Here is a 15,588-nt window from a genome sequence, read left to right as displayed (position 1 = left end):
GGACATTGAAAGCTAAAGATTTAACAGTTTTGCTAGGCATCATCGGTATTGTGCTTATGATGATTCTGCCTATCCCGTCCTGGCTTTTGGACGTTTTGCTAGTTATTAATATTTCAATAGCATTAATTATCATATTAGTTGCTATGAACACGAAGAATGCGCTCGAATTTTCAATTTTTCCTTCATTATTGCTTGTTACGACATTGTTTCGTCTGTCACTAAACATTTCGACAACGAAATTAATCCTGACTTACGCAGATGCCGGTTCTGTGGTATCTACTTTCGGAAGCTGGATCGCCGGTGGACAAATTGCCGTTGGATTTATCGTGTTTCTGATTTTGGTAGTGGTCCAGTTTATTGTTATTACTAAAGGTTCAGAACGTGTAGCTGAGGTAGGGGCGAGATTTACCCTGGATGCGATGCCCGGCAAGCAGATGAGTATTGATGCCGATCTTAACGCAGGCATGATTAATGAAACACAGGCACGTGAGCGTCGCCGCAATGTTGAACGGGAAGCGGATTTTTTCGGAGCCATGGATGGTGCGAGTAAATTCGTTAAAGGAGACGCGATTGCGAGTATCATTATCCTGTTAATCAATCTTATTGGTGGATTTATTATCGGTATGGTTGTGCATGGAATGGATTTCTCCACTGCGTTATCTACTTATTCTGTATTGACGATCGGGGATGGTCTAGTCAGCCAGATTCCTGCTTTGCTCATTTCGACTGCAGCAGGTCTTATCGTTACTAGAGCTTCATCGGAAGGTAATCTGGCAGAAGAATTAACAGGTCAGTTACTCTCCTATCCAAAGTTATTATATATTGTTGCAGTTACTGTTGCTTTTCTAGGTCTCTTTACACCTATACATATGATTACTACGCTCCCGCTAGCTGGTTTGCTGGCTTTTGCAGCCTATAGTATGGGACAAAATTTAAATCGAAAACAGATTGCTGAAGAGCAGCTTGTTGAAGAGAAACAGATTGAAGAGGTACGAAGTCCGGAAAGTGTAATTAATTTACTCTCTGTAGATCCTATTGAATTCGAGTTCGGCTACGGTCTTATACCTTTGGCAGATACAGGTCAGGGTGGAGATTTACTAGATCGTATCATCATGATTCGACGGCAATGTGCACTTGAAATGGGTCTTGTAGTGCCTGTTATTCGCATTCGCGACAATATTCAACTAAAACCGAATGAATATGTCATAAAAATTAAAGGAAATACTGTCGGCGGCGGTGAATTATTACTTAATCACTACTTAGCCATGAGTCCAGGCTATGATGATGAATCTATAAACGGTATTGAGACCATTGAACCATCTTTTGGACTTCCAGCGTTGTGGATTGACGAATCGGTTAAAGAGCGGGCTGAATTGTCAGGTTATACCGTGGTAGATCCACCATCCGTTGTTGCAACTCATTTGACGGAGCTGATTAAGCGTTATGGACATGAGTTGTTAGGACGACAAGAAACTAAGATGTTGGTGGATAACCTAAGAGACAATTATCCAGTGCTTGTTGATGATCTTATTCCTTCGGTATTAGCGATTGGGGATGTGCAAAAGGTACTTGCCAAGCTGCTGCGCGAGAAAATATCGATCAGGGATTTGGTTACTATTTTTGAGACGTTGGCGGATTACGGGACGTACACCAAGGATCCTGATATTCTTACCGAATATGTTCGTCAATCCTTGTCCAGACAGATTACTCAGCAATTCTCGCAAGTTGGAGAGACTCTGAAAGTTATTACGGTAGGACCTAACCTAGAGAAGAAAATTTCTGAGAGTGTGCAGCAATCTGAACAGGGCAGTTATTTGGCATTGGATCCAGCATCGACTCAAACGATCTATCAGCGGTTAAGCGAACAGATCAATCGACTGCTGCAGTCAGGACAACAGCCCATTGTACTCACATCACCAACCATTCGTATGTATTTGCGGCAGGTGATTGAACGGACAATGCAGGATATTCCTGTACTGTCTTATAGCGAACTAGAGCCTAACATTGAAATACAAAGCGTCGGAGTGGTGAATTTATGAGAGTGAAGCGTTATGTGGTCGATACGATGCCTGACGCCATGCATTCCATTCGTAGTGAGCTTGGAAGCGAGGCTGTAATTTTAAGTACTAAAGAAATTAAGATTGGCGGATTTTTAGGATTGTTTAAAAAGAAAAAAATAGAGGTAGTAGCGGCTGTTGAAAAAGCTCAAAAGGAGAGTGCTCCTGAAAAGCCTGTGAAGCCTGCGATGAACATTCCGCGCAGCGCTGTCCCGCAAGCTTACCAAAAAGCTTCATCTTCATCATCTGCTTCTACTGTAACGTTGGAAAAGCCGGAAGAGCCTCGGTCCTTTGCGGAAATCGCCGCTGCCTTGTCGGAAGCTATTGATGTAAAAGAATCGATAACCAAACATCCAGAGCCTGATCAGAAATCTCTTGAATCCAATCCAGATGAAACTACCTCTGTATCAGCCTTATATGAATCTTTAGGGTTAGATCAAACGCCAGAGGTTGCCTCGGCGCTGGAGAATGATGTTCTTCGTGAAATTAGAGATATGAAGCTTTGGATGGAACGAATCGCGAGGCAGTCTTCAGGGGCAAGAGAATTACCGGATAGTCTCCAGCAGCTTAGAGATCTTTTGATTGAGCAGGAGATGGATACTGTACTTGTTGAGGAGTGGATCAGTAATATCTCCGAACGTTGGGCGGATGAAGGGCGTACTTGGGGACCTGAGAAATTTCAGGAGTCCTTAAAAGAACAGCTCGATGGATTCCTGTCAGGGCGAATCGCTGATGGAATTGCACCTGATACCCAAATCGTATATATTGCAGGGCCCACAGGAGTAGGAAAAACTACTACCATAGCCAAGCTTGCGGCTGAACAGCTATTCAAAAACGGACGCAAGGTTGGTTTTATCACCTCTGATACGTATCGAATTTCAGCTGTGGAGCAGTTGCGTACATACGCAGCTATCCTGAATGTTCCACTAGAGGTTGTACAATCTCCCGGAGATTTACAAAGAGCACTCTTTCGATTGGAGAGTTGTGATCTTGTAATTATGGATACAGCTGGACGGAATTATCGTAATGATATGCTTGTAGCAGAACTGCAAAGCTTGCTAGCGAAGGAATTAAGAAGTGAGACCTATCTTGTACTCAGCTTAACTTCGAAAAGCCGTGATATGAAATTGATTGCAGAGCATTTCGGCAGGTACAAGCTGGATAAAGTTATTTTTACCAAGCTAGATGAGACGGGAAGTTATGGACCACTCTTTAACGTCCTGAATGATTTCCCTCTCACATTATCTTATATGACCAATGGTCAAAATGTACCTGATGATTTATTGATGGCTTCCAAAGAACAACTTAGTGAGATGCTTCTTGGAACAGGTGAATCATGATGGATCAGGCACAATCCTTGAGACAGCTTGTATCCAGTCAGGAGCCTAAACTAGCTGAAAAAGGGGAAACATCCGCCCGTATCATTACTGTTTGTAGTGGTAAAGGTGGCGTAGGGAAATCGAATTTTACACTTAATTTCGCTTTAACTTTAAAAGCAATGGGAAAGAGAGTATTGCTGTTCGATGCAGATATTGGCATGGCTAACATAGACGTGTTAATGGGCGTGTCGGCGAAGTATAACCTATATCATCTGTTAAAAAGAGAAGCGGATATTGAGCAGATTATTCAGTTAGGACCGAACGGGCTTCCTTTTATAGCTGGTGGATCGGGCATGGATGAGTTATTTTCTCTTTCGGAATCGGACCTTAATTATTTCACAGCCCAGATAGCCCTTATTGCGGACAGCATGGATTATATTTTGTTCGATACAGGTGCTGGATTATCTAAGGAAACGATGAAGTTTATAACCTCTGCGGACGATTGCCTAGTAGTTACAACACCAGAGCCAACTGCTATAACAGACGCTTACGCATTAATGAAGGTTGTGAATCGGACGTATCCGGAGATTTCTTTTAAACTGATTGTGAATCAAGCGGGTGATGAGAGAGAAGCATCAGTGACAAGTGATAAGATCCGTATGGCGGCCAGTCGTTTTTTGCAATTAGATGTTTCCTATCTTGGTCATATAAGCTCAGATGCCCATGTAGTGCAGGCTGTCAAAAGGCAGACGCCATTTTCATTGGCTTTTCCAAACAGTGTTGCTGCAAAAGATATACATCGGCTAGCCCTAAGTTATTTGACCATAGATGGTAAAAAAGAAACAAAAGTTCAAGGTATTAAAGGCTTTATCCATAAATGGTTAAAGCGAAGTAAATAATTGTTCTGAATCTGGAACAGAGGTGGAAATGATATGAAGCCATATAAAGTTTTGGTTGTTGATGATTCTGCATTTATGCGCAAGATCATTTCCGATTTAATTGAAAATGACGCTGACTTTCAGGTGACGGCAACAGCCACAAATGGTCGCGAGGCTATCGAGAAAATAAACAAACTTCGGCCGGATCTAGTTACTATGGATGTGGAAATGCCGGAGATGAACGGCCTGGAAGCGCTGAAAATAATAATGGCGTCAGATCCGCTGCCAGTGATTATGCTGTCAGGCATCAATGAAGAGGGCATGAAGGAAACCATTCTTGCACTGGAATGGGGCGCTTTTGATTTCATTCGTAAACCTTCAATATCAAATTCCCAGGATATAATGGGCGTAGGGGAATCCCTAAGAGAGCAAATGAAAGAAGCTATGTTGGCTCGAGAGCAACGTGAAGCGCGAGCATCTGCTTTTAGGATGCCTGACATCACGCCTTTAGAGCCATTACTGCCGACTGCACCGAGATTGTTACCGGACAAATCCAAGGCAGCACTTAAATCTTCTCTCAAAGATGAAGAAATGAGAAAACCTCGGGGGAAACAGCCAGTAGATAGTACTATCCCTAAAAAAGCAACCAAACCAATCATCTCTGCTAAAACACCGTTAATCGAAAAGTCTAAACCAAAGACTAAAGTAGAGAATAAACCAATTCCGCCCAAACCGGTGATAGAGTCTTTAGTGGAGGTATCTACTGAGACCCCGGGACTTTCTCCAGATCGAATGGTTGGTAGCAAGAATTTGCACAAATTAGTTGCTGTCGGTTGTTCTACAGGCGGACCTCGTGCACTGAAGGTACTCCTGGAGAAAATTCCAGCGGATTTTCCAGCTCCTATTGTCATTGTGCAGCATATGCCGCCTAACTTTACGAAATCACTAGCCCAGCGTCTGAATACATTCAGTCCGCTAGAAGTGTTAGAAGCAGAGCAGGGGATGATATTACGAAAAGGAGCAGCCTACATTGCACCTGGAGGCTATCATTTACAAGTTACACCCACATCTAAAGGGCAATATGCAGTTGTACTCACGAAGGAGGAGGCGCGAAATGGCCACCGACCTTCAGTGGATGTTTTATTCGAATCATTGCTTCCACTCACATCTCTAGATCGGCACGTGTTGCTGATGACAGGGATGGGTAGTGATGGTGCTAGGATGATGAAATCTCTCTATGACTCAGGGGTTACCTCAACATTTGCTGAAAGTGAAGAGACCTGTGTCGTTTACGGGATGCCGCGATCTGCGGTGGAATTGCAGTGCGTCAAATATGTACTGCCTTTGCAAGAAATTGCTCCAAGGCTAGTGCAAGCCGTTAAATAACGGAAAAGCGAACTCGAAGGGGAGGTGCTCTACTATGGACATGAACCAATATTTATCCATGTTTATTGATGAGTCGAATGATCATCTGCAGTCATTGAACGAGAGCATGATGGGACTGGAAGCGAATCCTGAGGATCTTAGTATCGTCCAGGTAATATTCCGCTCTGCGCACACTTTAAAAGGTATGGCAGCGACTATGGGTTTTGAAGATTTGGCTTCACTTACACACCAAATGGAGAATGTGTTAGATCTTGTACGTAATAACAAGCTGCGCATGCAGGATTTCATTTTTGATACGTTATTCAAAAGTTTGGATGCCTTAGAATCTATGGTTGAGGATATTACTAGCGGTGGCGAAGGTAAAGCAGATGTATCAGCCATTGTCTCATCCCTACAGGCTATCGTACGGGGTGAGATTCCTGTTGAAGGCGGTACAGCATCTGCTGCTAATATGCCTGCTTCACAAGTAGCTGAAACTCCGATTCATTTAGATGAGTTCCAATTTTCTGTTCTAGAACAATCGATTCAGGAAGGGCATCATGCATTGTATGTGGACGTAACGATCCGTAAGGATTGTCAACTTAAGGCTGTACGTGCATACATGGTGTTTGATCTGCTCGAACGTTCGGGGGAAGTAGTTAAATCCTTCCCATCCGTTCAAGATATAGAACAAGAGAAATTTGACCAAAGCTTCTCACTCTATTACATAACCCAAAAAAACGCTGATCAGATTCAGGCAATGATTATGAATTTGTCTGAGATTGATAAAGTAACAGCAGTAGCACTAGATCAAGAATCCTTGAAAATGCTTGGTCAAGAAACGGCAGCTGCCGTGTCAGAGGTTGCCGCAACAGCCACTGTAGAGGAAACAGCTCCAGCTGCTTCAGTAGCATCTAAACCATTGCCTACCAAAGATGAAGCTAATAAGCCGGGAGCAACTAAAACAGGAGGGGCGCCTTCACGTACGATTCGTGTAGATATCGAACGCTTAGATGTGCTCATGAATCTATTTAGTGAACTTCTGATTGACAGAGTTCGTTTAGAGCAGCTGGCTTCTGAGGTTCAGAATGGTGATCTTACGGAAACTGTCGAGCATATGGGCAGAGTAAGCGGAGATCTCCAGAATATTGTGATGAAGCTTCGTATGGTCCCAGTAGATACCGTATTTAACCGGTTCCCACGTATGCTTCGTGATCTAGCTAAGTCGCTGGACAAGAAAGTAGATCTAATTGTAACGGGTGCCGAAACAGAGCTTGACCGGACGGTAATTGATGAAATTGGTGATCCACTTGTACATTTATTGCGTAATGCGGTTGATCACGGAATTGAATCCATTGCTGACCGTATTGCTGCTGGTAAACCAGAGACTGGGACAGTTCATCTACGTGCTTTCCACAGCGGAAATCATGTCTTCATTGAAATTGAGGAAGATGGAACAGGCATTTATCCTGAGAAGGTTTTGAAATCTGCTGTAAAAAAAGGCGTGATCACGCAAGAGCAAGCGAAGAATATGACGGATGATGAAGCTTATCAATTACTATTTGCACCAGGTTTCAGCACGGCAGAAGTTATTTCTGATGTCTCAGGTCGTGGCGTAGGACTGGATGTAGTAAAATCTAAGATTTCTTCCCTGGGTGGTAATGTAACGATCTATTCTTCACCAGGCAAAGGTACGAATTTTTCAGTTCAGTTGCCACTTACTCTATCTATTATTGCAGCCATGCTTATTCGATTGGGTTCTGAGAAGTATGCCATTCCATTATCCTCTATTGTGGAAACTGGAATCGTGCAGAACACTCAAATCCGTACGATTCATGGCAACAAAATGATAGAGTTCAGGAATTCTCATATTCCACTAGTTTCTCTAAGTCGTCTATTTTCGGTACCTGATTATGATGAGAGTACTGAAGAAGAGACAGAGATCGTAGTTGTACGTAAGGGAGAACGTCTTGTAGCCTTAGCTGTACAGGATTTTATTGGTCAGAACGAGATCGTTATCAAGAATCTGGGTAAATATTTACCTGAAATTCAAGGGATATCTGGCGCAACGATACTTGGAGATGGCCAAGTTGCACTTATTATTGATCCGAACGCTTTTATTAAATAACTAGGATAGAACAGGGAGGTTCGTTCCATGGCTGAAGATATTAAAGTGATAGTGTTCAAATTAGGTTCAGAGGAATACGGTATCGAAGTTGAGAAGGTGCAAACCATTGAGCGCATGATGCCAATAACTCGTGTGCCTAAAACGTATTCGTTTATCAAGGGTGTAATTAATTTACGTGGTGTTGTTATCCCTGTGATTGACCTTCGAGGCCGCTTTGGAATCGAAGAGGCGGAGCAAACAGATCAGTCACGTGTAATTATCGTATCTGTTAATGAAATGGAAGTAGGTTTCATTGTAGATTCAGCAAATGATGTAATAGATTTGAACAGGGATTCTATCGATACACCTCCAGATGTTGTTGGCGGCATCAAAGCGAAGTATTTAGATGGGGTGGCCAAGATAGGTGAAGAGCGCTTGCTGATTATGCTTAATCTGTCAGAAGTGCTTAACAAAAGCGAAATCGTTCAATTAGAAAGCCTAGAGGGCTAACCTGTGGAATTATTTAAGCACTATAAGGATTTTAAAATGGATGTGCTTAAGGAAGTCGGGAATATTGGAGCTGGGAATGCAGCCACCGCATTATCACAGCTCTTGAATAAGCCGATTGATATGGCTGTTCCCAAGGTACAGCTTCTCAACTTTGAAGAGATTACGGACAAAGTTGGTGGAGCTGAAGAACTAGTATATGCAGTTTTCTTACGTGTGGAGGGAGAAGCTCCGGGCAACCTGTTTTTCATACTTTCCCCGGAAGCCGCTTTGAACTTACTCAGTCGCATTGCAGGCATCGAGATTTTGAGTGACCAAGAACTTGGAGAAATGGAACTTTCCGCGCTGAGTGAAATTGGAAATATATTAGCAGGATCGTACCTATCTTCTCTTGCTGACTTTACCTCACTTTCTATGTATCCAACAGTTCCTGCACTTGCTATGGATATGGCTGGAGCCATCCTAAGCTACGGTTTGCTGCAATTTGGGCAAATGGGTGACGATGCATTGTTGATCGATACTACCTTTTTTGAGGGGAAAAACGAAATTGAAGGGCAATTTTTCCTTATTCCCGATCCGGAATCATTCCCGAAAATCTTCAAATCGCTAGGAGTTCCGTTTGAAAATGATTGAAGAACAAAGCATCATTAAAGTAGGGATGGCAGATCTTAACATTGGAAGCCAGGATAGTTTGATTCGTACAACGGGTCTTGGCTCCTGCGTGGGATTGACATTGTTTGACCCTGGAAAAAAACTCGCGGGAATGGCGCATGTGATGCTCCCTACTTCTGAGATTGCTAGGGAAGGGCAATTAAACATCGCTAAGTTTGCAGATACTGCAGTGCCGGAGCTCTTATCCCGTTTGCTGGAGCTTGGTGCGGTTCGGAGTCGGATCGTAGCCAAGATGGCAGGAGGATCACAAATGTTTGCCTTTGCCGGGGGGAGCGACACCATGAGGATCGGGCCTCGTAATGTTGAATCTTGTAAACTTGCTCTTGAGCATTTGAAAATTCCGTTAATTGCGGAAGACACGGGCGGTAATTATGGCCGTACGATAGAAATTGCCTGCAACACTGGTGTATTGTTCATCCGCAGTGTGCAAAAAGGCGCTAAGGAAATATAAATATGAAGATGATAGGAAACATTTTTATAAACTTGCTGTTTGGTTTGATAGGTTTTGTATTCACTTTTTTTGTAACCTACAGTAATAATGTTCTCGGTACTAGTTTATTACGAAGCCTATTAGGATTTATCATCTGGTTTCTGCTTGCTTTCCTCCTAAGATGGGTATTGGGTTTTATCGTGTATCAATCATCACCTCCGGATGAACAGGATGTTGAGGGAGAAGAACTTGGTGCAAAGCTAGACATCAGTACCCCTAATGAGGATGAAGAGTTAATTAATCTACTCAAACCGAAGCCAGGACAAGGGAGTGGGAACAGTGAGGGGTTCAAGCCGCTCACACCCCCAAAACTAGTCTCTATGAAAGATCCTGAAGAATTGGCCAAGGCCGTTCGTCACCTGAAAGAAGAATAAGCGAGCGCTGTGGCGGAATCGGTTATCTTAAATATAAGAAAGTATAAGTTTCACTTTATACATTATCCTTATATTTCTCGCTTAAACGCTACCGTCCTCATAAGGATGCCGAAGGCGTTTATGCTTGTGACTAGGCAGGTTTCGCCGCGACAAGCTCTCTGACTAAACTTTGGGAAGGGTGAAAGCTATTGAACGAGCGTAAAGCTTCTCAATTGGAAACTGACGAGCTATGGGAACAGTGGAAAGAACACAGTGACCCTGAAGCCAAAAAGAAGCTGATAGAGAGTTATCTCCATATTGTTGATTATGTATCCAGCCGTTTGGCTGTGGGATTGCCCAAAAATGTATCTAAAGATGATTTAGCCAGCAATGGAGTAATGGGATTAATTGATGCGATTGAAAAATTCGACTACAAACGGGGATTGCAGTTTCAGACCTATGCTTCCTGGCGCGTACGTGGTGCGATTTTAGATTCCTTACGCCAAAGTGATTGGGTCCCTAGATCTGTGCGAGAAAAAGCTAAAAAAATCGAGGACGCTTATCAGCAGTTGGAACAGAAGTATTTGAGATCCGTTAGTGATGAGGAAATGAGTCTATACCTGAATATTAGTGTAACTGAATTTCAAAATATGTTGCAGGATGTGGCTGTAATGTCACTATGTTCACTGGAAGACCCGATTCGTGAAGAGGAATCAGAGACCCGAATGTCCATACTGGTGGACGATAAAGCTAAGAATCCGGATAGCAAGGTAAATGAGTTCTACTTACGCGAAGCCCTCACCAAAGGTATTGAGAAATTAACGGTGAAAGAACGGACCGTTGTGTCCCTTTTATATTATGAAGATTTATCATTGAGCGAAATCGCAGAGGTAATGTCACTATCTCCTTCACGGATTTCGCAGCTTCATTCCAAGGCTATTTTGCGGCTGAGGGGAACGCTTGAGAAGAATCGCGATCTACTTATGCAGAACGATTAACCGTTAGTGGTGACAAGGGGGAGCAAAATTGATCGGTCAAAATGCTTTGGATCAGTACTTAAGTATTACTTTTTCGGATGACAAAGGGATCGCGTATTTGCAGTTCTCCAAAAAGGATGAGAATTTTTCCTGCTCTCCTACAGAATTGGAAAGCTTCCTGCACAGTCACAATATTCGCTACGGGGTCCAGCGTGATATTGTTGGACGTATTTGTAGTCATCCGGAGGAGTTTTTTTGGAGTAAAGTCGCTATTGCTACAGGTGAACCTGCAGTAAATGGAATCGACGGAAGTATTATGCTTACTGTTGATCTGGAAGAGGATCGCAAGCCGCTTGAAAAAGCGGATGGTAAGGTGGATTATAAAGATTTAGTTAGGCTTCGTAACGTCCTCAAAGGAAAGCTGATAGCTAGAATTATCCCTGCTCAGCCTGGTAAGCATGGTAAAACTGTAACTGGTGATGAGCTTGCTTTCAGAGCTGGAAGGGAAGCTCATTTTAAAGTGGGCAAGAACGTACTCGTTGATAACAATGGAACCTCGATGTATGCCGCAATTGACGGTCTTGTTACTTTAACCGATAGCGGTAAAATCAATGTATTTCCTGTCTATGAAGTGAATGGTGATGTGGACTACAGTACTGGGAACATTGATTTTGTAGGTACCGTTGTTATTCGAGGAAACGTACTTTCAGGATTTTCTGTAAAGTCCGCCGGTGATATTCGTGTGGTTGGTGGAGTTGAAGGAGCGGAATTAATCTCTGGGGGATCCATCGAAATTACAGGTGGAATTATCGGCTATAATAAAGGACATGTAACTGCTGGGAAAAATGTTAAGGTCTCTTTCATTCAAGATGGTAATGTAACAGCTGGTGAAGATGTCATTGTATCCCAGAGCATTATGCATTCCAATATACGTGCGGGCAGAGACGTTCTTTGTAACGGAGCTAAGGGATTGATAGTTGGCGGAACTGTACAGTCTGGGGAAAGAGTCGTAGCACGTACCATAGGTAATACCATGTCCACAGCGACTTCTATTGAGGTAGGAGTAGTACCTGAGCTCAGAAATGAGATTAACGAGCTACGTCAATCACTGCGTCAATTACTTGAAAATGAGGACAAGACGTCTAAAGCGTTGTATCTATTAAATCAATTGGCAACTAATGGTCAACTCCCTGCAGATAAAGTGGCACTTCGCGTTAAATTGAATGCTACCAAACAGTCTCAACAACGTGAGGAAAAAAGAATTAAAGAACGTGTACTAGAGATTGAAAGAATGCTAGAAGATACAGGCAGAGCTAGAGTTGAAGTGATCAAAACGATCTATGGCGGATCCAAAATTATGATCGGTAGATATACACGATTTGTAAAGGACCCCACAGAACGAGTTGTGTTTGTTTATAGTGAAGGTGATATATCCTTAACGCCATACAATTAATCGGGTGGGCAGCAATAGCGGCCGGCCATTCTTGAAATATAAGAAAGTATAAGTTTCACGTTATACATTATCCTTATATTTTTACGAGAAACAGTTATCGTCTTCATAAAGACGACAACATCGTTTCTTCTTATGAGAAGAGGGTTATGATGAGCCTAAAACCAGTGGAACTGCAAATTGCACTACCTCGGACTACGGAAGCGGGTAAGGTTCAGAATGAATCTCAGCAGCGCCCCGCTATTGATCAGCATCAACTGGCCGGACAAAATGTGAAACAAAGTCAGGAAATGACCATGCGAAGCGCTGAAGTGGATGAATCTTCTGAATCTGCTTTACGCGATGGCGGAGATAAAGGCAATCATCATTCCGGAGGGAATCCTTCCTCGGAGAAACGTTCGAAGTCAGGTACTCGTGATGCGGAACATCCTTACAAAGGACAGCGCATTGATCTGAGTCTTTAATAAGTAATTATATTTGATATGTTAAAGGAGATAAGGCACTTGCAACCATGGGTGTATATTGTGCTAGTAGGTGTCGCCGCTATTCTTTATGCCCTTTTACTTCCGGCGCGTATGAAGGAAGGAAAAGCAGAGCAGCAAAGCCTCAAAGAAACGGAGGCAGCGCTTGAGCTATATATGGCTGACATAGAGCGCGAGAATGAAGAGCTAGCACAGTTGGTCAGCAGTATTAAACAGCAATCACAAACTAATCATGTAGCAATGCAAGGGCAGATTAGTGATTTGCAGCATCAATTGACAGAATTACAACAAAGCTCTTTATTACTAGAGGGCCGAGTAACTAACGAAGAAAAGCGGTTAAGTGAGTTGGAAGTTTCGGTTGAGAAGGGTTCGTATGCTAAGGTTGCGGCGATCGGAGACCCGTCTGCCGGAGCTGAATTGAGTTCAATACAACCAGAAGTGAAAGCGAAACCCATTAGTTCTATTAAATTGCGGTATCCAAGATTATTTGAACTACATGAGCAGGGGAAATCGATAGACTCCATTGCCAAGACGGCTGGACTTCAGCGGGGAGAAGTGCAACTGATTCTGCAACTCGCCAAACAGGAGGAATCGGTATGATGAAGAACCGTTCTTTTTTGTTCGGTCTTGGCACAGGGCTAATTGCAGGCGCACTATTACTTCAGTTAATGATATCCGGTGGAGCGGCTCCACTCACCAAGGAACAGGTAATACAAGGTGCTGAGAAATTGAACTTGAAGGTTATCGACGAATCTACTGAACCTCCTTCTGATGAGTCTGCTTTGGAAGACGCTGTTCAAGGTCAGAAGACAGACGGCGTTAATGAGGGAAGTACGGAGAACGTGGAACCTTCTAAGCCTACAGTAGCGGCTTCTCCCGCTCCTGTAGTATCTCCTACAGTATCTGATAACCCTAATAAGGTTGTCCCTCCTAAAGAGCCCTCAACGCCTAAAGAAGGCACTATTGAGAAGCCAGAGGTCACTACTGCACCATCTGCTGTTGCACCTGATAAGCCTAAAGCCACTACGAATGCAGGGGTTGTTGTTCGTATACCTTCAGGTAGCACACTGACAAAAACAGCAGATATTTTGGAGAAGGCTGAAGTCATTAAGGACAAGGCTAGTTTTCTTAAAGCGGCGAATCAACGCCAGATCAATACGAAGATTCAATCGGGTTCTTATACCTTTAATAAAGACGAGAGTCTAGATTCTATACTAGAAAAATTAATAAGTTTTCAATGATCGTTGCATACACTAATAAAATATGGTATAGTAATTGACGGTGTTAAAACACACGCCGGTTGATTTCGACAAGGGGTGCTTTCTTCTGAAGAAAGTCTTGCTGAAAGATGACGCACGGCGGAGGAGACACACAATAAACCAAACTTAGGAGGTGTGTGAAGATGGCAGTAATCTCCATGAAACAGCTTCTAGAAGCTGGGGTACACTTCGGTCACCAGACTCGTCGTTGGAACCCAAAGATGGATCGTTATATCTTCACTGAAAGAAACGGAATTTACATTATTGACTTGCAAAAAACAGTCAAGAAGGTAGAAGAAGCTTACAACTTTGTAAAAAGCGTCGCTGGTGACAACGGCACAATCCTATTCGTAGGAACAAAGAAACAAGCACAAGATTCCGTAAAAGAAGAAGCAGAACGTTCCGGTATGTTCTTCATTAACCAACGTTGGTTGGGCGGAACTCTTACTAACTTCCAAACTATCCAAAAACGTATTGATCGTTTGAAGAAATTGGAATCTTGGGAAGAAGACGGCACTTTCGAAGTTCTACCTAAGAAAGAAGTTATCCTTCTTCGCAAAGAGAAAGATCGTCTTGAAAAATTCTTGGGCGGTATCAAGAACATGAAAGGTCTACCAAGCGCGTTGTTCATCATTGACCCGCGTAAAGAGCGTATTGCAGTTGCAGAAGCTCGCAAATTGGGTATTCCAATCGTGGCTATCGTTGATACTAACTGTGATCCAGACGAAATCGACTACGTAATTCCAGGTAACGACGACGCTATCCGCGCCGTGAAATTGTTGACTGGTAAAATGGCAGACGCTGTTGTTGAAGCTCACCAAGGCGAAGACACAACTACTGCTTAAGTAGCGACTAACACATACAAGAACTTAAATGAAAAGGGTGGTTGGCAGGTGGATAACCTCTCACTGCCCTTTTTTTAGGATAAAAGCCTTGAATAATGTAAGAAAACGACAATTACCTGGAGGGAATAAACAATGGCAGTTGATGCAAAAGCAGTAAAAGAACTTCGTGAAAGAACAGGCGCTGGTATGCTTGATTGTAAAAAAGCGCTTGAAGAAGCTAATAACGATATCACAAAAGCGGCTGAATTGCTTCGTGAAAAAGGTTTGTCCGCAGCAGCAAACAAAGCAGGACGTATTGCTACTGAAGGCGTTGTAGAATCTTACATCCACGCTGGCGGCCGTATTGGTGTACTTGTAGAAATCAACTGCGAAACTGACTTTGTAGGTAAAACAGATTCCTTCAAGGATTTTGCTCGCGATATCGCTATGCAAATCGCTGCAGCAAACCCACGTTATGTTCGTCGTGAAGAAGTTCCACAAGAAGATGTAGAAAAAGAAAAAGAAATCCTGAAAGCTCAAGCTTTGAATGAAGGTAAGCCTGAGAAAATCATTGAAAAAATGGTTGAAGGACGTATTGGTAAATATTACGAAGAATATTGCTTGCTTGAGCAAACCTTCGTTAAAGACCCAGACAAAACGATCTCCCAATTGCTGAACGAAAAAATCAGCACAATCGGAGAAAACATCTCGATCCGTCGTTTTGCTCGTTTTGAACTAGGCGAAGGTTTGGAAAAGAAAGTGGATAACTTTGTTGAAGAAGTTATGGCACAAGTAAATAATTAATATCAGCTTCATCATAAATGTGAAGAATTGAATAAAGGCAAGCA

Annotated in this window: 16 protein-coding genes; all 16 read left to right on the top strand. The window is 42.9% G+C overall.

The window, feature by feature from the left end:
• The first annotated feature begins 5 nt into the window (after positions 1–5).
• The 16 genes from flhA (at position 6) to tsf (ending at position 15,544) form a co-directional block, all read left to right on the top strand.
• Positions 6–2,039: a flagellar biosynthesis protein FlhA gene (gene flhA / locus MKY99_RS18700; RefSeq protein ID WP_042189438.1), complete on the top strand. Its 2,034-nt coding sequence runs from the start codon at positions 6–8 to the stop codon at positions 2,037–2,039.
• Entirely contained in the window at positions 2,036–3,397 is a 1,362-nt protein-coding gene (flhF, locus tag MKY99_RS18695; RefSeq protein ID WP_339242120.1) for a flagellar biosynthesis protein FlhF, read from the top strand. Before flhA ends, flhF begins: the two co-directional genes overlap by 4 nt.
• Positions 3,394–4,275, top strand: coding sequence for a MinD/ParA family protein (locus tag MKY99_RS18690; RefSeq protein ID WP_076285422.1), 882 nt, complete (start codon positions 3,394–3,396; stop codon positions 4,273–4,275). Before flhF ends, MKY99_RS18690 begins: the two co-directional genes overlap by 4 nt.
• A 33-nt stretch (positions 4,276–4,308) precedes the next feature.
• Positions 4,309–5,640, top strand: a complete 1,332-nt coding sequence (locus MKY99_RS18685) for a chemotaxis response regulator protein-glutamate methylesterase (protein WP_339265636.1) — start codon at positions 4,309–4,311, stop codon at positions 5,638–5,640.
• 34 nt (positions 5,641–5,674) lie between these two features.
• Positions 5,675–7,747: a chemotaxis protein CheA gene (locus tag MKY99_RS18680; RefSeq protein ID WP_339265634.1), complete on the top strand. Its 2,073-nt coding sequence runs from the start codon at positions 5,675–5,677 to the stop codon at positions 7,745–7,747.
• A gap of 27 nt (positions 7,748–7,774) precedes the next feature.
• On the top strand, positions 7,775–8,236 hold the full coding sequence (locus MKY99_RS18675; protein ID WP_339265632.1) for a chemotaxis protein CheW: 462 nt from the start codon (positions 7,775–7,777) through the stop codon (positions 8,234–8,236).
• Between the two features lie 3 nt (positions 8,237–8,239).
• On the top strand, positions 8,240–8,866 hold the full coding sequence (locus MKY99_RS18670; protein WP_042189432.1) for a chemotaxis protein CheC: 627 nt from the start codon (positions 8,240–8,242) through the stop codon (positions 8,864–8,866).
• On the top strand, positions 8,859–9,356 hold the full coding sequence (locus tag MKY99_RS18665) for a chemotaxis protein CheD (RefSeq protein WP_076285426.1): 498 nt from the start codon (positions 8,859–8,861) through the stop codon (positions 9,354–9,356). Before MKY99_RS18670 ends, MKY99_RS18665 begins: the two co-directional genes overlap by 8 nt.
• Before the next feature lie 2 nt (positions 9,357–9,358).
• On the top strand, positions 9,359–9,769 hold the full coding sequence (locus MKY99_RS18660; protein ID WP_052404338.1) for a hypothetical protein: 411 nt from the start codon (positions 9,359–9,361) through the stop codon (positions 9,767–9,769).
• A gap of 188 nt (positions 9,770–9,957) precedes the next feature.
• Positions 9,958–10,746 carry a FliA/WhiG family RNA polymerase sigma factor gene (locus MKY99_RS18655; RefSeq protein WP_042189430.1) on the top strand — a complete coding sequence of 263 codons (789 nt, stop codon included), beginning with the start codon at positions 9,958–9,960 and terminating at the stop codon, positions 10,744–10,746.
• A gap of 28 nt (positions 10,747–10,774) precedes the next feature.
• A complete protein-coding gene (locus MKY99_RS18650; protein WP_339265629.1) occupies positions 10,775–12,178 on the top strand; it encodes a FapA family protein in 1,404 nt (467 codons plus the stop codon).
• A gap of 146 nt (positions 12,179–12,324) precedes the next feature.
• Positions 12,325–12,639, top strand: coding sequence for a hypothetical protein (locus MKY99_RS18645; protein ID WP_231573296.1), 315 nt, complete (start codon positions 12,325–12,327; stop codon positions 12,637–12,639).
• A 39-nt stretch (positions 12,640–12,678) separates the two neighbouring features.
• Complete coding sequence (locus tag MKY99_RS18640) at positions 12,679–13,257, top strand: hypothetical protein (protein ID WP_339265627.1); 579 nt, start codon at positions 12,679–12,681, stop codon at positions 13,255–13,257.
• Complete coding sequence (locus MKY99_RS18635; protein WP_339265625.1) at positions 13,254–13,898, top strand: endolytic transglycosylase MltG; 645 nt, start codon at positions 13,254–13,256, stop codon at positions 13,896–13,898. Before MKY99_RS18640 ends, MKY99_RS18635 begins: the two co-directional genes overlap by 4 nt.
• 161 nt (positions 13,899–14,059) lie before the next feature.
• Positions 14,060–14,761 carry a 30S ribosomal protein S2 gene (gene rpsB / locus MKY99_RS18630; RefSeq protein WP_036688493.1) on the top strand — a complete coding sequence of 234 codons (702 nt, stop codon included), beginning with the start codon at positions 14,060–14,062 and terminating at the stop codon, positions 14,759–14,761.
• Positions 14,762–14,893: 132 nt separating this feature from the next.
• A complete protein-coding gene (tsf, locus tag MKY99_RS18625; protein ID WP_042189425.1) occupies positions 14,894–15,544 on the top strand; it encodes a translation elongation factor Ts in 651 nt (216 codons plus the stop codon).
• Positions 15,545–15,588 lie beyond the last annotated feature (44 nt).

Source organism: Paenibacillus sp. FSL R5-0470 (assembly GCF_037975205.1).
GTDB lineage: Bacteria > Bacillota > Bacilli > Paenibacillales > Paenibacillaceae > Paenibacillus_AQ.
The sequence above is the reverse complement of the archived record's forward strand: the minus strand, read 5'-3'. Positions and strand labels throughout refer to the sequence as shown.